This is a genomic window from Streptomyces sp. NPDC006872, assembly GCF_040635845.1.
Lineage (GTDB): Bacteria > Actinomycetota > Actinomycetes > Streptomycetales > Streptomycetaceae > Streptomyces.
Window position 1 is genome coordinate 89158 of record NZ_JBEYIL010000009.1, and the last position, 19696, is coordinate 108853.

General features: G+C 73.4%; 19 protein-coding genes. 11 read left to right on the plus strand and 8 right to left on the minus strand.

Annotated elements, in window-relative coordinates; genetic code table 11:
- Positions 1-62: 62 nt before the first annotated feature.
- The 7 genes from ABZ725_RS26365 to ABZ725_RS26395 form a co-directional block, all read right to left on the minus strand.
- Positions 63-929: a tyrosinase family protein gene (locus tag ABZ725_RS26365; protein WP_358805046.1), complete on the minus strand. Its 867-nt coding sequence runs from the start codon at positions 927-929 to the stop codon at positions 63-65.
- A complete protein-coding gene (locus ABZ725_RS26370; RefSeq protein WP_358805047.1) occupies positions 913-1419 on the minus strand; it encodes a tyrosinase family oxidase copper chaperone in 507 nt (168 codons plus the stop codon). Before ABZ725_RS26370 ends, ABZ725_RS26365 begins: the two co-directional genes overlap by 17 nt.
- 257 nt (positions 1420-1676) lie before the next feature.
- Positions 1677-2198: a hypothetical protein gene (locus tag ABZ725_RS26375; RefSeq protein WP_358805048.1), complete on the minus strand. Its 522-nt coding sequence runs from the start codon at positions 2196-2198 to the stop codon at positions 1677-1679.
- Positions 2199-2311: 113 nt separating this feature from the next.
- Positions 2312-2914, minus strand: coding sequence for a vitamin K epoxide reductase family protein (locus ABZ725_RS26380; RefSeq protein ID WP_358805049.1), 603 nt, complete (start codon positions 2912-2914; stop codon positions 2312-2314).
- Entirely contained in the window at positions 2914-3414 is a 501-nt protein-coding gene (locus tag ABZ725_RS26385; protein ID WP_358805050.1) for a DUF5949 family protein, read from the minus strand. The genes ABZ725_RS26380 and ABZ725_RS26385 overlap by 1 nt, the downstream gene beginning before the upstream one ends.
- Before the next feature lie 169 nt (positions 3415-3583).
- Positions 3584-3871, minus strand: a complete 288-nt coding sequence (locus tag ABZ725_RS26390) for a hypothetical protein (RefSeq protein ID WP_351906425.1) — start codon at positions 3869-3871, stop codon at positions 3584-3586.
- A 660-nt stretch (positions 3872-4531) separates the two neighbouring features.
- Positions 4532-4771, minus strand: a complete 240-nt coding sequence (locus tag ABZ725_RS26395) for a chaplin (RefSeq protein ID WP_358805051.1) — start codon at positions 4769-4771, stop codon at positions 4532-4534.
- Positions 4772-5010: 239 nt separating this feature from the next.
- Between ABZ725_RS26395 and ABZ725_RS26400 the strand changes: the two genes are divergently transcribed.
- The 9 genes from ABZ725_RS26400 to ABZ725_RS26440 are packed head-to-tail and all read left to right on the plus strand — an operon-like array spanning position 5011 to position 15513.
- The gene (locus ABZ725_RS26400) at positions 5011-6135 is read left to right on the plus strand and encodes a DUF3344 domain-containing protein (RefSeq protein ID WP_358805052.1); all 1125 of its coding nucleotides are present in this window, start codon (positions 5011-5013) and stop codon (positions 6133-6135) included.
- Between the two features lie 53 nt (positions 6136-6188).
- Positions 6189-7364 (plus strand): glycosyltransferase, encoded by a 1176-nt coding sequence (locus tag ABZ725_RS26405; protein WP_358805053.1) that lies wholly within the window; start codon positions 6189-6191, stop codon positions 7362-7364.
- Entirely contained in the window at positions 7361-8776 is a 1416-nt protein-coding gene (locus tag ABZ725_RS26410) for an exopolysaccharide biosynthesis polyprenyl glycosylphosphotransferase (RefSeq protein ID WP_358805054.1), read from the plus strand. Before ABZ725_RS26405 ends, ABZ725_RS26410 begins: the two co-directional genes overlap by 4 nt.
- Positions 8777-8784: 8 nt before the next feature.
- Positions 8785-10179, plus strand: coding sequence for an O-antigen ligase family protein (locus ABZ725_RS26415; protein WP_358805055.1), 1395 nt, complete (start codon positions 8785-8787; stop codon positions 10177-10179).
- Positions 10176-11870 carry a lipid II flippase MurJ gene (locus tag ABZ725_RS26420; RefSeq protein ID WP_358805056.1) on the plus strand — a complete coding sequence of 565 codons (1695 nt, stop codon included), beginning with the start codon at positions 10176-10178 and terminating at the stop codon, positions 11868-11870. The genes ABZ725_RS26415 and ABZ725_RS26420 overlap by 4 nt, the downstream gene beginning before the upstream one ends.
- Positions 11857-12597, plus strand: coding sequence for a polysaccharide deacetylase family protein (locus tag ABZ725_RS26425; protein WP_358805057.1), 741 nt, complete (start codon positions 11857-11859; stop codon positions 12595-12597). The genes ABZ725_RS26420 and ABZ725_RS26425 overlap by 14 nt, the downstream gene beginning before the upstream one ends.
- Complete coding sequence (locus tag ABZ725_RS26430; RefSeq protein ID WP_358805058.1) at positions 12594-13757, plus strand: glycosyltransferase; 1164 nt, start codon at positions 12594-12596, stop codon at positions 13755-13757. Before ABZ725_RS26425 ends, ABZ725_RS26430 begins: the two co-directional genes overlap by 4 nt.
- Positions 13754-14401 carry a lipopolysaccharide biosynthesis protein gene (locus ABZ725_RS26435; protein ID WP_358805059.1) on the plus strand — a complete coding sequence of 216 codons (648 nt, stop codon included), beginning with the start codon at positions 13754-13756 and terminating at the stop codon, positions 14399-14401. Before ABZ725_RS26430 ends, ABZ725_RS26435 begins: the two co-directional genes overlap by 4 nt.
- Positions 14398-15513, plus strand: a complete 1116-nt coding sequence (locus tag ABZ725_RS26440; protein WP_358805060.1) for a GNAT family N-acetyltransferase — start codon at positions 14398-14400, stop codon at positions 15511-15513. The genes ABZ725_RS26435 and ABZ725_RS26440 overlap by 4 nt, the downstream gene beginning before the upstream one ends.
- Positions 15514-15541: 28 nt before the next feature.
- On the opposite strand, the gene ABZ725_RS26445 is transcribed toward ABZ725_RS26440, so the two are convergent.
- Positions 15542-16945, minus strand: a complete 1404-nt coding sequence (locus ABZ725_RS26445) for a glycosyl hydrolase (protein ID WP_358805061.1) — start codon at positions 16943-16945, stop codon at positions 15542-15544.
- 161 nt (positions 16946-17106) lie between these two features.
- On the opposite strand from ABZ725_RS26445, the gene ABZ725_RS26450 reads away from it, so the two are divergent.
- Positions 17107-18411, plus strand: coding sequence for an ATP-grasp domain-containing protein (locus tag ABZ725_RS26450; RefSeq protein WP_358805062.1), 1305 nt, complete (start codon positions 17107-17109; stop codon positions 18409-18411).
- Positions 18411-19655 carry an FAD-dependent oxidoreductase gene (locus ABZ725_RS26455; protein WP_358805063.1) on the plus strand — a complete coding sequence of 415 codons (1245 nt, stop codon included), beginning with the start codon at positions 18411-18413 and terminating at the stop codon, positions 19653-19655. Before ABZ725_RS26450 ends, ABZ725_RS26455 begins: the two co-directional genes overlap by 1 nt.
- The last annotated feature ends 41 nt before the right edge of the window (positions 19656-19696 follow it).

Here is a 19696-nt window from a genome sequence, read left to right on the forward strand (position 1 = left end):
ACGCACCACCAGGAGAGCCCCGGCACCTCGAGCGCCGGGGCTCTCCCGCGTCCCGGACGGGGTCAGGCGTACCGGTACGTCCCGGACGCGTCCTCCAACTGGTCCGGGGTCACGTCCCACGGGGCCAGCCTCTCGTGCCGGGCGACGACCCGGCGGTACTGACGGCTGCGCGGTCCCGGCGGCTCGGCGGGCAGATAGCGGTGCTCGCCGTGCCGGCTCTGCCAGCGGGTCCACAGCAGGTCGACGAAGGCGTGGTGCAGCCAGAAGACGGGGTCGTTGACGGAGGCGCCGCCGAGCATGACCCCGCCGACCCACCGGTGCACCCGGTTGTGGTTGCGCCAGGCGGCGCTGCCCGAACCGCTCCCCCACCCCTCCAGCTTGTTGCGGAAGCCCTGGGCGGCCGTCGAGTCCCAGGGCTCGGTGTCGTAGACCGGGTCCTGCAGCGCCCGGTCGACCTCGCTCATGACCGGCAGTTCGATGGGGGCGGCGGCGCGGCCGAGGTCGCGGGTGAGGAACTCCCCGTCGGTCACGTTCTCCGTGATGGTCCAGTCGCCGTTGGCGTAGGCGAACGGCCCGGTGGTCACCTGGTGGTCGGAAGGCCGTCCGTTGCCGCCGAGGAGGTCCTCGGTCCAGGGGACGGAGGTCGAGGCGCGGTCGCGTGTCCAGTCCCAGTACGGCAGTGTCACCGAGGAGTCGACCCGGCGCAGCGCCTCCTCCAGGTCCAGCATGAACCTGCGGTGCCAGGGCAGGAAGGAGGGCGTCATATGGGCGGTGCGCAGGCCGCCGTCGCCGTCGGAGACATAGTGGTCGATGTGCATCCGGACGAACTCGTCGTACTCCCCCTTGCGTTTGATCTCCAGCAGCGCGTTGACGAAGCGCCGCCGCTCGGCGGCGGTGAGCGTGCTGACGTCCTTACGGATGTAGGCCATGGTGTCCCCCCATGTGCGTGTCGTGGTGTGCCGGAACCGCCTCGCGCAGTCGCTCTCCCGGGCCCAGTCCGTCGACGGCGGCGCGGGCCGCCTCCAGCGGGGTGGCGTACGAGCGGTAGTGGTCGACCATGCTCAGCCAGGTGCCGTCGGCGCGCCGCATGAGGTGCAGCGGACGACCGTCGACCGTGACCGCCCACTCGGCGTCGGCCGCCGTGGCCGTGCGCCCCGTCGAGATCCGGGCCCCGCTGATGTGCCGGCCCCGGTAGGTCTCGTCGAAGGAGTCGAGGGAGTCGTGGGAGGAGTCCGCGGGGTTGCCGTCCGCCGGGCGCGAGGGCCAGGAGGCGGCGACGACGGGGACGATCGCGAGGGCGGCGGCGCCGCCGAGCAGCCCGCGCAGCAGGTCACGCCGTCGGGTGTGGCTCGCCGGGCCGGGTCTGTCCGCGCCCGCCGACTCGGTGGTCGCGGGTACTCCGTCGACGCTGACGACCATGGTGTTCTCCTCGTCCGATGCGGTGCAATGCGGTGCGGTGTGGTGCGGTGTGGTGCGGTGTGGTGTGGTGTGGTGCAGTCCGGTCCGGTCCGGTTCTCTTCGCGTCTCTTCGGTTCTCCTTGGAGGTAACCGTCGAGTGGGCCGCCTGGTCACCGCCCGGTGCCGGATGCGGACATGACGACGGGCATGACGACGGGCCCGGACAAGGCGTCCGGGCCCGTGGTCGTGGCGGTTCGGCTACGGCTCTCCCCGTCTCCCTACAACCCCTTGCCCAGCCCGAGGTCCGCGGTCGGCACCGTCTGCAGCACGGGCGTGAGCACGCCCGCCTCCGGCAGCTTCAGGTCCGGCAGCCCGAAGCGGTCGGGGTTGGGCGCGGTGAGCGGGGCGTCCACGTCCAGGCCCGGGCCGAGGGTGCGCAGGTCGGAGGCGGGGGCGTCGAGGCCGATGTGGTTGAACTCGTTCCCGAGGATCTCCGGCAGGGGTGTCCGTACTCCCAGACCGGGCAGCCCGGCGGCGACGGGCAGCTGCGGTACGACCCGCTCCGGGATGAGACGGCCCTCGACGAAGCGCGGTCCCTCGGGCGCGCCCGGCGTCGGCAGCGGGATCTCGCCGCCGATCCTGGGCAGTTCCACGTTGAGGGACTTCTCGACGCCGTCCAGCGGTACGGGGACGGGGACCGTGCCGATCGCGGCGGCGGGCGCCACACCGGCGGCGGCGCCTGCTGCGGCCGCGACACACGTGATCACTGCGGCGAGGGTTCCTCGGGTGGTCGACTTCATCTCGGGTACGGGCCCTTTCGGAGGTGTACGGGGGTGCGTCCGTACCGGGTAACGAGCCGGAAAACGGCATCAGTTCACAATTCCCCCGGGTGCCGTAATAGTGCTACGAATGATCAGCTCGTCCAGAAATCCCACCATCGGGTCAGAATCAGCATGCCGACCACTCCGATGTGCAACAGCGGCAGGACCCAGGTGAATTCGGCGAGGAAACTCCGCACTCCGGCCGGAGCCGGCAGGAAGCCGTGGCGTACGTCGTACGAGACGGCGTACCAGAACAGGAGGATCGTGGCGACCCACGCCAGGCAGCACCACAGGCACAGGGCGTTGATCCGGTACAGGGACTCGAACTGCAGCCAGGACACGAACCCCACGCCGAACAGACAGCCGGCGGTGAAGGTGAGCCAGTACCAGCGGGGGAAGGCGGCTCCGGCCAGCAGGCTCACACCGACGCACACGACGATCCCGTAGGCCACCAGGCCCAGCATCGGGTTGGGGAACCCGAACGCCGAGGCCTGGTCGCTCGTCATGACGCTGCCGCAGGAGACGACCGGGTTCAGGCTGCACCCGGGGGTGAACCCGGGGTCCTCCAGCAGCTTGAACTTGTCGAGGGTGATGACCCAGGCGGCCAGCAGCCCGGCCGCGCCGGTGAGGACGAGCAGCAGGGCGTACGCGCGGCCGCCGCCCGCGACCACCGGCTGGGGCTGGGGCTGGGGCATCAGCCGCGCAGGCGGCGGGCGGGCAGAACGATGTGCGCCGCGGCCGTCAGGGTCTCGTCGGCGCCCGCGAACGCGGCCAGCGCCTCGGGCGTGACGGCCCGGCCGGGGGTGGCCTCCGGCCAGGCGCGGGCGGTGAAGACGAAGTAGGCGTAACCGCGCTGCTCGACGGCCGCGAGCCACTCCGGCGGCGGCAGGCACTGGGCGTTGAGGCTCGGCATGTTCAGTACGGCCGCGCCGGACTCGACGAGCAGGCTGAACGGCAGGCTCGACCGCTCGGTGCCGTCGACGACGTCCCCGCCGACGGACATGCCGTTGTCGGCGAGCAGTCGCCGGACGGCGGCGGCCGTCCCCTCGGGGCCGTCCTCGGTGTCGCCGAGGGAGTAGGCCAGGAGGTAGGGCATGTCGCTGCCGTCGGAGGCCTCGCCGCTCCACGGCATCACGACGAGGGTGCCCAGGTCGGCCACGCGGAAGGGGTGGGTGGTGCTGGGGGTTGAGGTCACCGCGCGACCCTATCGGCGCAGCGCAGGCCCTCCGGGCGCGTTCTCACCCGACCGGGGGACGCCGATCCGTTGCGCCACACGAACGAGGGACGCGCCGCTCGACTCGGCTCGAACAGCACCGAGGGCCGGTCCCGTCGGTGACGGAACCGGCCCTTCGGGGGCGAGCGGCTCAGCCCTGCAGCGGCAGTCCGCCGAGCAGCGGGTTGTGGGAGTTGAGGGCACCCGTCGCGCCCTTGACGGTGCTGAGGACGGAGTCCTTGTTCTCGGTGTCGAGCGCGTCCGACTGGTGCTGCAACGGCAACGCGTCCTCCAGGTTGATGGGCCCCCTGGCGAGGGTGTCCACGGCGCCGTTGAGGCTGGTGGGCGTGAGGTCGGCGGGGGTGGCGAACGCGGGCGCGGCAGCGCCGGCGAGGGCCAGGGATCCGGCAACGACAGCGGCAGCCTTCAGGGACTTCATCGGATTCCTTTCCGGGGAAATTCTGACGCCGTGCATAACGATCCCTGCCGGATGCGGAAACCCCGTACGCAGAAAATTCCCGCACCCCGGGGGAACTCCGGGGTGCAGAAATCGGGGCTGCCGGAACCGGTGAGCGGCCGTCAGGCGACGGGCGGTGCCGGGGCGTCCGGAAGGATCGTCACCGGGTCCGTGGGCGTCGCCGGGGCGGCCGGGAGTGTCGTCGCCGGGGCTGCGGGGAGGGCCGGTGGGGGCAGTGAGGTCAGTGGGGTGGTTGACGTGAGTTTGGCGACGGCCGTCTTGATGGCGTCGGCGAGCTCGGTCGCCTGGGCGACGGTGAGTTGGCCGTCGTCGAGCTCGAGGACGGTGTTGATCAGGTCGGTGACCGGGGTGAAGACGGTGTCGAGTGGATCGAGACCCTCGGCTTGGGCGAGCAGCGCGGCGACGCCGCCGTCGTGCTCCGCAACAGATCGAGCGCAGCACGTGACCGACGCTTGTTCGCATGGCGCGCATCAGTGCTGATGACGTGGCCTGTCAAGGTCCGTCGAGCGTGTCGCGACCCCATCCCCCGTTCGGGACTGCCCGAACAACGCGAACGGCCGCCCTCCTGGCGGGAGGGCGGCCGTTCGGCGAATGACGTGTCGTGACCTCTGGGGGACGACGTCAGTCGTTGATGCAGGTGTTGCCGAAGGCGGGGTTCAGCAGGCCGATCACGTTGATCGTGTTGCCGCAGAGGTTGATCGGAATGTGAACCGGAACCTGGACGACGTTGCCGGACAGCACGCCCGGGGAGTGCGCGGCGACGCCGTTCGCGTCACTGTCGGCGGCGGCGATGCCGGAGGCGCCGGCGACGGCCGCGGCGGCAACGGAGGTCAGGACCAGGCCCTTCGCGATACGCGACATGGAGAGGTGCTCCTTGGGGTTTTGACACAAACACCCGGGCGGGGATGCCCGGCGCTGAGGTCAACGCGCGGGACCCACGGGGGTTGTGCCGCCAAATGAGTGATGTCACCGGGGACTCGACTTCACCATTCCGACACACTTGTCCGGTTTCTCAGGATTAATCCTGATATCGACTAGAGTTGCGCACCATCCGACCCACGCTTATAGCAAGCAAATCGCACGAAAGGGCACCGCCGCTCATGCGCAATTCCCTGGGTCCGTCGCTGCGCCGCGCGACGATCGGTGTCCTCGCCCTCGCCTCGCTCGGGGCGCCGGCCGGCGCCCGTGCGATCGGCGCGCAGAGCGCCGCGCCGCCCGCCGCCGAGGCCGAGCGCCTCGCCTTCGCTCAGCGCTACCACGCGACACAGCACGGCGGGATCGTCCGCGCGGCCAACGCGGCCATCAGCTGCCGGGCCGCCCCGGCGACCGGCGCGGCGCCCACGTGTCCCGCCGTGCGCCAGGGCAAGGCGGCGGCCAACAACGACTTCGACATGTTCTACGTCGACGTCGACAGCGACCCGAACACCTACAACTCCTCCCGCGCCGAGGTCCGTCTGCCGCTGGGCGCGCGGGTGTCGTACGCGCGGCTGTACTGGGGCGGCAACCTGCGCGTCGGTGAGCAGAAGCCGCCGAAGGACAACGGGCGGGTGCTGATCGCCGAGCCGGGCGGGGAGTACAAGGAGGTGCTCGCGGACACGGTCGTCGGCCACCGCGTGGCCCAGGGCGCCGACGCCTTCCAGGCCTCCGCGGACGTCACGAAGCTGGTGCGCGAGAGCGGTCGGGGGCTGTACACGGTCGCGCAGATCAACGTGGCCATGGGCAAGTCGGCGGCCGGGGCCTGGGGCGGCTGGACGCTGGTCGTGGCCTACGAGAACGCGGCGGAGCCGCTGCGGGACCTGTCGGTCTGGGACGGCTTCGACACCCTCGAGGCCGCCGCCGGGAAGGAACTCCGGCTGCGCGGGCTCCGCATCCCCAAGGGCGCGAGCGGCCGGGCCGGACTCGTCGCCTACGACGGCGACCGCGGCGACCTCGGCCGTTCGGGTGATTCGTTCACCCTCTCGACCGGTGGCGGGGCCGCCACCGCGCTCAAAGACCCGGTCAATCCATCTGACGATGTGTTGAACTCCACGATCAGCGAGCCGGGGGCGGCTCCGGCGGCGCGTGTACCGGCGTACGTCAACACCCTCGGCTACGACTCCGACGTGTTCGATCTCGGCGGGGGTTTGCGGCGCGGCGGTGACCAGCTGACCGTTCGGCTCGTTTCCCACCGGGACGCGGCGTGGGCCGGGGCGCTCTTCGTCGCCGTCGACACACAGAAGAAGTAATCAGGCGCGTTCCCGCACGTCCCGAGCGCCACCGTGAGCGAGGAAACCGCGCAATGCACCAGCCAGAACCCGACGACAGACCCCGGGTCCTGCACCTCACCCAGCCCGTGGACGGCGGGGTCCCCCGGGTCGTGACGGACCTGGCGCGGGCCCAGCTCGCGGCCGGTCTGCACGTCACCGTCGCCTGCCCGGCCGGCCGGCTCGCCCGGGACCTGCGGTCCCTGGGGGCGGACGTACGCCACTGGGCGGCGACACGGTCGCCGGGGCCCTCGGTCCCCGGTGAGGTGCGGCGGCTCGTACGCGTGCTCGACGAGGTACGCCCCGACCTGGTGCACGCGCACAGCGCGAAGGCCGGTCTCGCCGGGCGGCTCGCGGTGCGCGGACGGATCCCGACCGTGTTCCAGCCGCACGCCTGGTCCTTCGAGGCGGTCGGCGGCACGACCGCGGCCCTGGCCCTCAAGTGGGAGCGGTTCGGGGCGCGTTGGGCACACCGGGTGGTGTGTGTGAGCGAGGCGGAGCGGGACGCCGGTCTGCGCGCCGGGATCACCGGACAGTGGAGCGTCATCCCCAACGGCATCGATCCCGAGCGCTTCCACCCGGCTCCCGTCGACACCGTGCGGGCCGCCCTGCTCCCCCGGCTCGACCCGGCCGCCCCGCTGGTGGTGTGCGTGGGGCGGCTGTGCCGGCAGAAGGGGCAGGACGTGCTGCTGCGGGCGTGGGACGCCGTCGCGGCGAAGGCGCCCGACGCCCGGCTGGTGCTGGTCGGCGACGGGCCGGACGGGGAGCGACTGCGGGCCCGCGCACCGAAGTCGGTGCTGTTCGCCGGGGCCGTCCCCGATGCAGCGCCCTGGTACCAGGCCGCCGATCTGGTCGTGCTCCCCTCCCGCTGGGAGGGCATGGCGCTGACCCCGCTGGAGGCGCTGGCCTGCGGGCGGCCCGTGGTGGTCACCGAGGTGAACGGCGCCCGGGAGAGCCTCCCGGGCGCGCTCGCGGCCCGCTGTCTGGTGCCCGCCGAGAACCCGGCGGCGCTGGCCGACGCCGTCGCCGCACTGCTGCTCGACCCGCTGCTGCGCGAGTCGCTCGGCCACCAGGGGCGCCGTCACGTCCTGGCCACCCACGATGTGCGGCGCACGGCCGAGGCGGTCGCGGGCGTGTACCGCGAGTTGCTCACGACCACGGAAGGGGCGCGCGTCGCGCCCACCGAGTGCAGGGAGTCCATCCACTCGTGACTGCGGAAAGCACCGTCCCCTCCCCGGGCGCGCAGCCCGGATACTCGCCCGTCTCGGTCATTCCGCGGCGGGAGAGCGCAGCGGGATTCCGGTTCCCCACCCGACGGCCCGTGGCGCGGCCCGCGTCGCCGGTGCCGCTGCTGCTCGCCGACGGCCTCGCCGCGTTCGTGGGCGCGCTGGCCCTGACCGGGGCACAGCGCCGCCCGCTGCTGGTGGCCCTGCTGGTGGCGGCCACGATGCTGCTGCGCCCGCAGCACCCGCGCCCGGTGGCGGGGGTGCTGGACGAACTGCCCCTCGTGTGCGGCCGGATCGCGGTGGCCTGGCTGGCGCTCGGGGCGCTCGTGGCGGCGTGGAACCCGACGCACGCGCTGTCGGCCCGCACCCTGCTCCTCGGGTGCGCGGCGCAGGCCGCGGCCGGCTGCGTCGCTCGCGCGCTCGTGCATCTGCGGCGGCACCGGGCGCTGTTGCGCCGCCCGCGCGCCGCGCTCGTCATCGGCCCGGCCACGACCGCGCAGCGGGTGGCCGCCGCCGTGCTGCGCCACCCCCGGTGCGGGGTCCAGCCGGTGGGGATCGTGGCCGAACAGCCCGACGGCGCCGACGGACTACCGGTGCTGACCACCGGTCAGGAGGTGCAGCGGGCCCTCATCCAGAACGGCGTCCGGGACGTGCTGTGCGTCCACCCCGCCGTGCGCAGCGTGCAGGGCCCGCTGCTGCGGGCGCTCGCCGAGTCGGGCTGCACGGTGTGGGAGATCGACGCCGACACCCCCTCGTACACGAGCCGCGAGCAGCTCGCCGGGTTCTCCTGCCGGCGCCTCGACATGGGCGCCGGGCGCCGGGGCAGCCTGGGCAAGCGGCTGCTGGACATCGCCGTCTCCGGGACGCTGCTGCTGCTGGTGAGCCCGCTGCTGCTGGTGTGCGCGGTGGCGCTGCGGCTGTCCGACGGGCCCGGGGTGGTGTTCCGGCAGGAGCGCATCGGCAAGGACGGCAGGCCCTTCACCCTGCTGAAGTTCCGCACCCACCGGCCGGTCGACGAGCACGAGGCCGCGACCCGCTGGAGCGTGGCCGGCGAGCGGGAGATGAGCCCCTTCTGCCGCTTCCTGCGCCGGTTCTCGCTGGACGAGCTGCTCCAGCTGTGGAACGTCCTGTGCGGCGACATGAGCCTGGTCGGGCCGCGTCCCGAACGCCCCTTCTTCGTCGGCCAGTTCAGCCAGACCTACCCCGGATACGCGGCCCGGCACCGGATGCGGACCGGCATCACCGGCCTCGCCCAGGTGCACGGGCTGCGCGGCGACACCTCGATCGAGGACCGGGCCCGTTTCGACAACGCGTACATCGACAACTGGTCGCTGTGGCAGGACGTGTGCCTCCTGCTGCGCACCGCGGCCGCCCTCGTGCGACCGACCGGGAGCTGAACCGACCGATGACCCTCGCCCCGCCCCCGCCTCTCGCCCCGCCCCCGCCTCTGCCCCTCCCGCTGTCCCGTGCCCGGTCGCTGTCGCCGGTGCTGCCGGTGGTCGCCGTCGTCGCCCTGCTCGCGCTGCCCGCCTCCCCCGGCGGAGAGGGCGGCGCGGGACCGGCCGACGCGCTCTCCGCGCTCGTCGTGGGGTGGTGTGTGGTCCGGGAGCTGCGACACCCCAGACGTCGGCTGTCGCACTCCGCGGCGGTGGTGCTCGGCCTGCCGGTCGTCGGGCTCACGCTCGCCGCGCTCAACGCGTCCTCGCCGGGCGCCGGGCTGACCGGCCTCGGCCGCTATCTCCAGGTGTTCGTGCTGGTTCCGGCGGCCGTGCTGCTGCTGATCCGGGACCGGTCGGACTTCCGGGTGCTCGCCTGGTCGTTCGTGGGGCTGGCGGGGTGGCAGGGCGCGGTCGGTGTCCACCAGTTCGTCACCGGGACCGGCGCCTCCTACCAGGGCGAGGACATCCGGGCGGTCGGCACCTTCGGATCGCAGGACGTGATGGGCATGGCGACCGTCGTGTCCTTCGGGCTGATCTGCGCCGTCGGGCTGGCGCTCGGCCGGACCTCCCTGCGGCCGCGGGCGATCGCCGCCGGTTTCGCGCTCGCGCTGCTGGTGCCGCTGGCGCTCTCCTTCAGCCGGGGCGCGTGGATCGCGACCGCGCTGACCTGCACTCTTCAGCTGGCGCTGGCCGGGCTGCGGCGGGCGCTGAAAGTCGGCGCCGCAGTCGTCCTGTCCGGGGTGGTCCTGGTGGGCGGGTTCGGCGTCGGCTCGGCGATGCTCCAGGAGCGCGTCAGCAGCATCACGCAGGTCGCGGACGCGCCCGACCAGTCCGTCACCGACCGGTTCACGATGTGGGCGGCCGCGGTCGGCATGTGGCGCGAACAGCCGCTCACCGGCGTCGGGTTGAAGGGCTTCCCCGAGCACCGGGACGCGCACGCGTCGCTCGCGCTGTCCTCCGGCAGCGACACCGCGGGCGCGGGCACCGGCTTCGTCCGGCAGCCGCTGCTGTCCCCGCACAACATGTATCTGCTGATCCTCGGCGAGCAGGGCCTGATCGGGCTGCTCGCCCTCACGGGCGGTTGGCTGGCGCTGCTGGTGTGCGCGCTGCGGGGCCGGCTCCGGGTCAGGGACCGCGGCCCCGGTCTGGACTGCGCGCTCGTCGCCTGCGGGCTGCTGATCTGGCAGCTGATCGACTTCATGTACGCCGACATCGGCGGGCCGTCGACCGTTCTGACCGCCGTCGTCTTCGGGCTCGTGGCCTGGTGGGCGCTGGTGGGCAGCAGCGGCAGGAGCGACGGCCCCCATGTCGGCAGCTCCCATGGCGGCAGCGGCGGGCGCGAGGGGGCGCTCGCGCGATGACGGTGAAGCCTCCTCGGACACCCCGCACGGGCGGACCCGTGTCCGTTCCGTCGGCGCGGACCGCCGGGCCGACCGCACGGTCCGGGGAGACGGCCGAGGAAACTGCCGGGGAGGCCGGCGACCTTCCCCCGGCATCACGGGGTTTCCTCGCCAAGGCCGCGGCCGTCACCGCCGCCCTCTCCGTCGCCGGGGCGTTGCTCGGGCTGGTGCGGGACCAGGCGCTGGCCCGGCTGTTCGGGGCGGGCAGCGACACCGACGCGTTTCTCGTCGCGTGGACCGTGCCCGAGTTCGCGGCCACGCTGCTGATCGAGGACGGACTGGCGTTCGCGCTGATCCCGGCGTTCAGCATGGCGCTGGCCCGCCGCTCCCAGGGCGCCCCCGGCGACCCGGTCCGGGCCCTGGTGGCCGGCACGCTCCCCCGGCTGTCGCTGGCGTTCGTCGCGGTCGGCGCCCTGTTCATCGGCATCGCCCCCCAGCTGGTCGCGGTCCTCGCCCCCGGTCTGCCCGACCCCGCGCTCGCCGTCGACTGCACCCGGCTCACCGCGACCTGCGTGGTGAGTTTCGGGCTCGCCGGGTACTGCAGCGCGGCCCTGCGCGCGCACCGGCGGTATGTGGCGCCCGCGGCGATCTACGTGGCCTACAACGTCGGCATCATCACCGGGATGTTCGTGCTCGGCGGGCGCTGGGGGGTGCGCTCGGCGGCGGCCGGGGTGGCGGTCGGCGGGCTGCTGATGGTCCTCGCCCAACTGCCCTCCCTGTGCGGGCAGTTGAGGAAGAAGCGGCGTGGGGCGGACGGGGCGGAGATCGTCGAGGAGCCGCGGCCCCTCGACACCGCTCTGCTCACGACCGTCCTGCTGTTCGCGCTGTGTCGGCAGTCCCAGACCCTCGTCGAGCGGTTCCTCGCCTCGAACCTGCCGGCCGGGGCGATCTCGCACCTCAACTACGCGCAGAAGGTCGCGCAGATGCCGATGATCCTGTCGGTGATGGTGTGCACGGTCACCTTCCCGGTGGTCGCGCGGGCGCTGGCCGAGGGGGACACCGAGCGGGCCCGCGGCCGGGTGGAGCGGGATCTGTCGCTGGCCGCCTGCATCGTGCTGCTCGGCACCGCCGCGGTGGTGGCCTGCGCGCCGCAGATGATCGAACTGCTCTTCCAGCGGGGCGCGTTCACCGCACGGGACACGGCGGCGACGGCGGGCGTGATGCGCGTGTACGCGCTCGGGCTGCTCGGCCAGACCATGGTGGGCGCGCTGGCCCGCTCCTACTTCTCGGCGGGCCGCGGCTCCTGGTACCCGGTCGGCGCGATGGCCGCCGGGATCATCGTGACCGCCTGGATCGGCGCACTGAGCGTCGGCGCCTGGGGGGTGTACGGGATCGCCGCCGCCAACGCGACCGGCATCACCGTCACCGCCCTGGTGCTGCTGGCCGGGATGGGTCCGCGCAGCGTCCCGATCGGCGTCCGGGGCGTGCTGCGCGAGCTGAGCCGGCCGATGCGCGCGGCCCTGGTCGCGACCCCGGTCGGGGCCCTGGCCGCCGCGCAGTTCACCGACCCCATGGCCGGTCTCGCCGCCGGGGGCTGCACCGTGACCGTCGTCTTCCTGCTGCTCGGCCGCGCGCTGGGCGCCCAGGGCATCGTCTCCGCACTCCGTTCCGTACGTTCCGCGACCCGAAGGCTCTCCCATGGCCGCTCCTGACAACCGCAGACGCAGCTCCGTCCCGTGGGTGGCGATGTACCACTCCGTGAACGACTGCACCGAGGACCCCTACCGCATCACCGTCACCCCCGAACGGCTCGACAAGCAGCTGACGTGGCTGCGGCGGCGCGGGCTGCACGGCGTCTCCATGGCCCGGCTGCTCGCCGCCCGCGCCGAGGGCCGGGGTCACGACCTGGTCGGCCTGACCTTCGACGACGGGTACGCCGACTTCCTCACCGAGGCCCTGCCCGTCCTGCGCCGGCACCGCTGCACGGCCACCCTCTTCGTGCTGCCGGGCCGGCTCGGCGGCGACAACGCCTGGGACCCACTGGGCCCGCGCAAGCCCCTGCTGACCGCCGACGGCATCCGCCGCGCGGCCGACGAGGGCGTCGAGATCGGCTCGCACGGCCTCACCCACGTCGACCTGACCAAGGCCGACGACCTCACCCTCAAGAAGGAGACGGTCGACAGCCGCGCCGACCTCTCCGCACTGCTCGGCACCGAGATCGACGGCTTCTGCTACCCGTACGGGACGATCGACCGACGGGCCATGGACGCCGTGCGCGAAGCCGGTTACGGCTACGGCTGCGCGATCGACCCCGGCGAGCTGAACGGCCTGCACGCCCTGCCGCGCGTGCACATCGGGCAGGACGACAACACGCTGCGCCTGTTCCTCAAGTACCGGCTGCACGGACTGCGCCGGCGTCCCGTCGAGGGGCTGCGGTGAAGGCGCTGCACATCATCACGGGGCTGGGCGTCGGCGGCGCCGAGCAGCAACTGCGGTTGCTGCTACGGCACTTGCCGGTCGACTGCGATGTGGTGACGCTGACCAACCCGGGGTCGGTGGCCGACGGGCTGACCGAGGACGGGGTCCGGGTCGTCCACCTCGGCATGGCCGGCAACCGCGATCTGGGCGCGCTGCCGCGCCTGGTCCGGATCATCCGCTCCGGCGGCTACGACCTCGTCCACACCCACCTCTACCGGGCCTGCGTCTACGGCCGACTGGCCGCGCGCCTCGCCGGGGTCCGCGCCGTCGTGGCCACCGAGCACTCCCTGGGCGACTCGCAGTTGGAGGGGCGGAAGCTGACCTCCGGGGTCCGCGCGCTCTATCTGGCCAGCGAACGGCTGGGCCGCACCACGGTCGCCGTCTCGCCCACGGTCGCCGACCGGCTGCGGAACTGGGGGGTGCCGGCCCCCCGGATCGAGGTCGTCCCCAACGGCATCGATCTGGACCGCTTCCGCTTCGATCCGGTCGCGCGCCACACCACCCGGCGCCGCCTCGGGCTGCCGGACGACGCCTACGTCGTCGGCGGCATCGGACGCCTCACGGCCGGCAAGCGCTTCGACGTCGTCATCCAGGCCCTGGCTCAACTCTCGGACGACCACTGGCTGTTGCTGGTGGGCGGGGGCCCCGAGGAGAACGTGCTGCGGCGCACCGCGCACGAGGCGGGCGTCGCCGACCGCGTCCTGTTCACCGGCGAACGCCCCTATGTCGCCGACGGCACCCCCGGCCCCGACCTGCCCTCCCTGGCCTGCGCCATGGACCTGTTCGTGTCCCCCTCCCCCGAGGAGACCTTCGGCCTGGCGGTCGTGGAGGCCCTGGCCTCGGGACTGCCCGTGCTCTACGCCTCCTGCCCCGCGATCGAGCACCTGCCCGCGCAGGCGGCCGGCGCCCGCCGGGTGACCGGCGGCCCCCGGGCGTTCGTCCGCGCGCTGGCCGAAGCCCGAGCGCGGCCCCCCGGCCCGCGCACCGCCCCGGGCGCCGCCCGCCACTACGACATCGCCCGCAGCGCCGCCCAGCTCATGGACGTGTACGCGGCCACCGTCTCCGGACCACCCCGGCTCTCCCCCGCTTCCCCGACACCCCAGGGAGTCAGTTCCCCATGACCGAGAACCCCCGCCGTCCCGCCGCACTGCGCCGCGCCAAGGCGCTCCCGCCCTGGTCCCTGCTCGCGGCCGGCGCCGTCGCCGGCGGCCTGCTCGGCGGCACGTACGGAACCGTCAAGGCGCCCGTCTACTCGGCCACCGCCTATGTCGTCGCCGTCCCGACCGCGAAGTCCGACCCGGCGTCCGCGCTCGGCTTCGCGCAGGCCTACGGCCGGGTCGCCACCCAGCTCGCGGTGCTCGGGGACGCGCAGGTCTGGGCGGGCGTGCCGGTGAACACGCTCCGGCGGAACGTGCAGACGGCGACCTCGCCGGACGCCCCGATGGTCGCCATCACGGCGACCTCCACGCGCGCCGACCTGGCCGCCGACATGGCCAACGCGGTCTCCCGCTCGCTGACCCAGCACGCGAAGAGCTCCCGGTCCGCCACCAACGTCGAGCTCCAGCAGTTCGCGCGTGCCGTGCGGCCGACCGCGCCGTCCTCGGCGTCCACGACGGTGACCGCTCTGGTGGGGGCGAGCGCGGGCGGGCTGCTCGGCGGGCTGGCGGTGCTGGTGCGGCCGAGGCGGGGCCGCGAGGAGGAGGTCGTGCGCTCCGCCGCCGTCCCCGGCCCGGCCCTCGCCGCTGAAGCGCACGGAGCGCTGTGAAGCCGACGTTCACGGCCGAAGTCGTCACCGACGAACAGGCGTTCGCCGCCCTCGCACCCGCCTGGGGCCGGCTCTACCAGAGGTGCGCGACGGCCACCCCGTTCCAGAGCCACGCCTGGCTGCACTCGTGGTGGCTCTCGTACGGCAGGCCCGGCCGACTGCGGCTGCTGCTGGTCCGCAACGGCGCCGAACTCGTCGCCGCCGCCCCGCTGACGGCCGTCCGCCGACCGCTGCCCGCGCTGGTGCCGCTCGGCGGGGCGATCTCCGACTACGGGGACGTCCTCGTCGACGACGAACACGGCGAGCGGGCCGTGGCCGCGCTCACCGAGGGCCTCGCGGCGGCCGCCCGCACCGCGCTGATCGACTTCCGCGAGGTGCGCCCGGGCGGTGCGGTGGAGCAGGTCTACGAGCTGTGGCACGGGCCGCGGCGGCGGGTGAACGACTCGGTGTGCCTGGAGCTGCCCGCCGTCCCGATGGACGAGCTGGTGGCCCGGCTGCCCTCGGCGAAGGCCCAGCGCGTGCGCGCCAAGCTGCGCAAACTGACCGCGCTGGGCGTGCAGCGGCAGGTCGTGCGCCCGGAGGAGGTGGACCCGGCGCTGCGGCGGCTGCTGGAACTGCACCAGTTGCAGTGGCAGGGCCGGAAGGTGACGGGCGAGCACCTGCTGCCCCGGTTCTGCGAGCACCTGGTGCGCTCGGTCGCACCGATGGTGCGCTCCGGGGACGCGGTGGTCACCGAGTTCCGGCTGGACGACGACGTCGTGGCCGTCGATCTGACCCTGCTGTCGCGTCGGCTGGCCGGGGGCTACCTCTACGGCGCCCATCCGCAGCTGCGCGAGCGCAAGGCGGACGTGGCGGTGATGCTGCTCGACGCATGTGCCGAGCACACCCGGGGCGGCGGGCGCGCCGCGCTGAGCCTGCTGCGCGGCAACGAGCCCTACAAGCACCACTGGCGGCCCGAACCGGTCGTCAACCAGCGGCTGCTGCTGGCCCGTCGGCGCACCGCGCCGCTGCTGTCGGCGGCCCTGTGCGACGTGGCCGCGCGGCGGCGGGGCAAGGAGCTGCTGCTCCGGCTGGAGCAGCGGAAGGAGCGGGCCGGTGACGGCAGGTCCTGACGCGGGCCTGCCGCCACCGCACCGCGGTTCACCCGCTGCGCGACCACCAGTCCAGGCGGAGGCACAGCTTGCCGCCGAGCCAGTACTCGACCCAGTCGCCGAGGTCCATCGGCAGGCAGTTCACCCGGGGTTCGACGCTGGGCTCGGGCGTGGGTTCCTCAGCGGGCTCCTTCGCGGGCACCGTGGTGGGCACCGGTGCCGTCGGCGTGGTGCTCGGCTCGTCGGTGCGGCCGGACAGGAGCGATCGGTAGACCGCGGACGACCGAGGGTTCTGCAGGCACTGCCACACGCCGTGCGGGCAGTAGTCGGTCAGCGTGTTGTACAGCGGCTTGTGCTCGTCCATCCAGGCGAGCATGCGCCGCATGTATTCGGCGTTGTCACCGTTACGGAAGAGTCCCCATTCCGGGTAGGAAATGGGCTTGCCGTGCGCTTTGGCGAAGTCCACGTGCGCCTGGAGCCCGTAGGGTTCTTTCACCTGCTCGTCGAAGGACAGACCGGTCGGCTGGTCGTAGGAGTCCATTCCGAGGATGTCGACCGTGTCGTCCCCCGGATAGCACTGGGTCCAGGGAATGGCGTCCTTGCCGCGGCTCGGCGTGAAGTCGAACTTGAATTTCTGACCCGGCACCGAACGCATCGTGGAGACGATCCTGTTCCAGTACTTCTTCCAGGCCTCCGGGTCCGGGCCGCACCGATGGGTGTACGTGATGCCGTTCATCTCCCAGCCGAGCACGATCACCGTGTCCGGCACCTTCAGCGCGACCAGTCGCTCGGCGAGAGCCCGGTAGTGGTGGTCGAACTCCCCGGCCGCGCCCTGCCGCAGCAGCTTGCGCACCTCGGTGTCGGAGACGTCCTCCTCGTTGCGCTCCAGCATGGGCACGTTGAGGACGAACATCCGGTCGTCCCGCTCCAGCCTCCACTTGGCCCACGCCTCGAGGAAGTCGGGCAGGCCCGCGATGTTGTGCCACCGGTCGCCCGGCAGGTAGGTGTGGCCGACGCGCAGCTTCGCGCCTCCCAGCCACTCGCTGAGCTCGGCGATCCGGGCCACTCCCCGGGCGCCGTAGTCGAGGTAGGCGCCGAAGGCGGAGGCTGCGTCCTTGGTCGGCGCGGTGGACGGCTCGGTGGACGGCTCGGTGGACGGCACGGGGGCCTGCGTCGGGGTCACCGGTGCGACCGGCTCGATCGGTGCGACGGTCGGCAGGGGCGCGGTGGTCGGCAGGGTGGTCGCCGTCTGCACGGGGGCGGCCGGTTCGGGCACCGGTTCGACCACCGCGGGTCTCGGGACGGTCGGGGTGGGAGCGGGAGGATCGGCGACCCGCACCACCCCCGCGCCCGCGGCGAATCCAGGTCCGGACGCCAGAACGGCCGACGCCGCGACCGACGCCGCGACAACGGCCAGCCGTCGGGACCGCGTGGTTCGCTGCTGTGGGGTCATGCCTGCTCCTTTCTCCACTCTCACGTAACGCGCAATGTCCGCGCATTACTGACACTCAGTCATATGAAAGTCACACGAAAAGGAATTACGCCACCGCCATTAGGGCTTTCGAGTGCCTCGATCGCCCATACCGGTGAACTGAACCGAAGGACCGGCAAAAAATGCCCGAGTCGTTGCTCGACACCCGCGTCCCCGCCGTACTCCTGCGGATCGACCGGAATCCCTTTCACCACGGAACGCTGGGTGCCGTGCGCTCGCTCGGCAGAGCCGGAGTCGATGTGCACGTGGTCGCCGACTCGACGGGAAGTCCCGTACGCACATCCCGCTTCGTACGCCAGTTGCATCCCCCGCCGCCGCCCGGCGCCGCCCCCGCCGACATCGCCGCCGTCCTGCTGCGGGTGGCCGCCCGCATCGAACGGCCCGCCGTCCTGATCCCGATGGACGACGCCGGCGCGATCGCGGTCAGCGCTCTACGCGCGGAACTGGCGCCCGCCTACCTGCTGCCCCAGCAGCCCGGCACGGTGCCCGAACGCGTCGCCGACAAAGCCGAACTGGCCCAACTGTGCGCGGCGGCCGACGTGCCGCACCCGCTCACCGTGGTCCCGGACAGCGCGGCCCAGGCCGCCTCCGCCGCCTGGCGGCTCGGCCTGCCGGTGGTGGCCAAGTGGAGCCGGCCCTGGCTGCTGCCCGCCGACTCGGGGCTGCGCAGCACCCTCGTGGTGCGCTCCACCCAGGAGGCGCGCGACCTGTACCTGCGCACCGAGGAGGCGGGCAGCCGACTGCTGCTCCAGGCCTTCCTGCCGCCGGGACCGGACCGCGACTGGTTCTTCCACGGGTACGCCGACCGCTCCGGCGCGGTCGGCGGCGGCGGCGCGGGCCGCAAGCTGTGCGCCTGGCCGCGCGGCGCGGGACTCACCGCGGTCGGCGAGTGGACCGAGAACCCGCAGGTGCGGACGCTGGCCGAGCGACTCACCGACGAACTCGGCTACCGGGGCATCCTCGACCTCGACTTCCGGCGCTGCGGCATGACGGGCGACTACCACCTGCTCGACTTCAACCCCCGCCCCGGCGCCCAGTTCCGGCTCTTCGCCGACGGCGGCGGGCTGGACGTCGTCCGCGCCCAGCACCTGGATCTGACCCACCGTCCGCTGCCCGCCGGGTCCCCGCTGCCGGGGCGGGCGTTCGTGGTGGAGAACTACGCGCCGCTGGCCGCACTGCGACCGGCGCGCCGCGGCCCCGGCCGCGAGCTGGCCTGGCACGCGGGCGACGACACCGCTCCCGGCCGGGCCATGTGGGGACTGTGGGGCGCCCATGTCGCCCGCCGGCTGCTCGGCCGGCTGCACCGGCTCGGCACGGCGGGCGCGGCCGGGGTGCGGCCCCGCGTGGTCCGCCAGTCCCCGCCACCCCCGCCGTCCCTGACGGGCCTGACCGAACCGACCGACGACGAGAAAGCGAGCAGTTGCTGATGTACGACCTGTTGGTGGTGGGCGCCGGCCCGTACGGCCTGTCCATCGCGTCCCACGCCGCGGCCGCCGGGCTGAGCCTGCGCGTCTTCGGCCGGCCGATGGCCTCCTGGCGCGACAACATGCCGGACGGCATGTTCCTGAAGTCCGAGCCATGGGCCTCCAATCTCTCCGACCCCGCAGCCCGTTGGCGACTCGACGCCTACTGCGCGAGCCAGGGCGTGACGGCCCGGCACGGGGAGCCGATCCCGGTGGAGATGTTCGCCGAGTACGGCCTGTGGTTCGCCCGCAACGCCGTCCCCGAGGTGGACGAGCGCACCGTGACCCGGATCGCGCCCCGGCCGGGCGGCTTCGAGGCGGTCACCGAGGACGGCCAGACCGTGCACGCCCGCACGATCGCCCTCGCGGTCGGCGTGATGCCGTTCGTCGAGATCCCGTCCGCCCTGCGCGGACTCTCCTCCGGCCTCGTCTCGCACAGCAGCCACCACGGCGACCTCGACCGCTTCCGCGGCCGGGACGTCACGGTGATCGGCGGCGGCCAGGCGGCCCTGGAGACGGCCGCCCTGCTCGCCGAACAGGACACCCGGGTACGGGTGTTGGCCCGCGCCGACCGACTGCGCTGGAACGATGTGCCGCCGGCCTGGGAACGCCCGTGGTGGCAGTCGGCCCGCTCCCCGCTCAGCGGCCTCGGCTGCGGCTGGCGCAACTGGTTCTACGCGGAACGCCCCGGCCTCTACCGGCGGCTCCGGGAACCGACCCGGGCACGGATCGCGGCGACGGCGCTCGGACCGGCCGGCGCATGGTGGGTACGGGACCGGGTGGAGGGCGCCGTGGAGGTGCGTCTCGACCACGAGGTGACGGCGGCGCGGGCGGTCCCGGGCGGGGTGCGCCTCGAGGTGACCGGAGCGGACTCCTTCGAGACCGAGCATGTGATCGCGGCCACCGGCTTCAAGGCGACCCGCGACCGGCTCGGGCTCCTCTCCGGCGACCTGCGCGACTCGCTGGCCACGGTGGCCGACGGCTCCCCCGAGATCGGCCGGGACTTCGAGTCGTCCTGCCCCGGTCTGTTCATGGCCGGCCTGGTGACGGCGGCCGGCTTCGGCCCGGCGATGCGCTTCGTCTACGGCGCGACCTTCACGGCGGGGTCCCTCGTCCGGGGAGTCCGGCGCCGGCTGCGCACGGGCATGCCGAGCGGGGCGATCCCGGCGCCGGGTCGCCAGGACACGGCGCCGGCGGTGCGGGGCTGAGCGACGCGGGTGCCGGGCGCGAGGGCGTCCGGCACCCGGTG

Excerpts from the sequence above, each read along its gene's own strand:
- ABZ725_RS26365 (WP_358805046.1), bottom strand. The coding sequence starts at position 929 with ATGGCCTACATCCGTAAGGACGTCAGCACGCTCACCGCCGCCGAGCGG.
- ABZ725_RS26370 (WP_358805047.1), bottom strand. The coding sequence starts at position 1,419 with ATGGTCGTCAGCGTCGACGGAGTACCCGCGACCACCGAGTCGGCGGGC.
- ABZ725_RS26375 (WP_358805048.1), bottom strand. The coding sequence starts at position 2,198 with ATGAAGTCGACCACCCGAGGAACCCTCGCCGCAGTGATCACGTGTGTC.
- ABZ725_RS26380 (WP_358805049.1), bottom strand. The coding sequence starts at position 2,914 with ATGCCCCAGCCCCAGCCCCAGCCGGTGGTCGCGGGCGGCGGCCGCGCG.
- ABZ725_RS26390 (WP_351906425.1), bottom strand. The coding sequence starts at position 3,871 with ATGAAGTCCCTGAAGGCTGCCGCTGTCGTTGCCGGATCCCTGGCCCTC.
- ABZ725_RS26395 (WP_358805051.1), bottom strand. The coding sequence starts at position 4,771 with ATGTCGCGTATCGCGAAGGGCCTGGTCCTGACCTCCGTTGCCGCCGCG.
- ABZ725_RS26400 (WP_358805052.1), top strand. The coding sequence starts at position 5,011 with ATGCGCAATTCCCTGGGTCCGTCGCTGCGCCGCGCGACGATCGGTGTC.
- ABZ725_RS26405 (WP_358805053.1), top strand. The coding sequence starts at position 6,189 with ATGCACCAGCCAGAACCCGACGACAGACCCCGGGTCCTGCACCTCACC.
- ABZ725_RS26415 (WP_358805055.1), top strand. The coding sequence starts at position 8,785 with ATGACCCTCGCCCCGCCCCCGCCTCTCGCCCCGCCCCCGCCTCTGCCC.
- ABZ725_RS26420 (WP_358805056.1), top strand. The coding sequence starts at position 10,176 with ATGACGGTGAAGCCTCCTCGGACACCCCGCACGGGCGGACCCGTGTCC.
- ABZ725_RS26425 (WP_358805057.1), top strand. The coding sequence starts at position 11,857 with ATGGCCGCTCCTGACAACCGCAGACGCAGCTCCGTCCCGTGGGTGGCG.
- ABZ725_RS26435 (WP_358805059.1), top strand. The coding sequence starts at position 13,754 with ATGACCGAGAACCCCCGCCGTCCCGCCGCACTGCGCCGCGCCAAGGCG.
- ABZ725_RS26445 (WP_358805061.1), bottom strand. The coding sequence starts at position 16,945 with ATGACCCCACAGCAGCGAACCACGCGGTCCCGACGGCTGGCCGTTGTC.
- ABZ725_RS26450 (WP_358805062.1), top strand. The coding sequence starts at position 17,107 with ATGCCCGAGTCGTTGCTCGACACCCGCGTCCCCGCCGTACTCCTGCGG.
- ABZ725_RS26455 (WP_358805063.1), top strand. The coding sequence starts at position 18,411 with ATGTACGACCTGTTGGTGGTGGGCGCCGGCCCGTACGGCCTGTCCATC.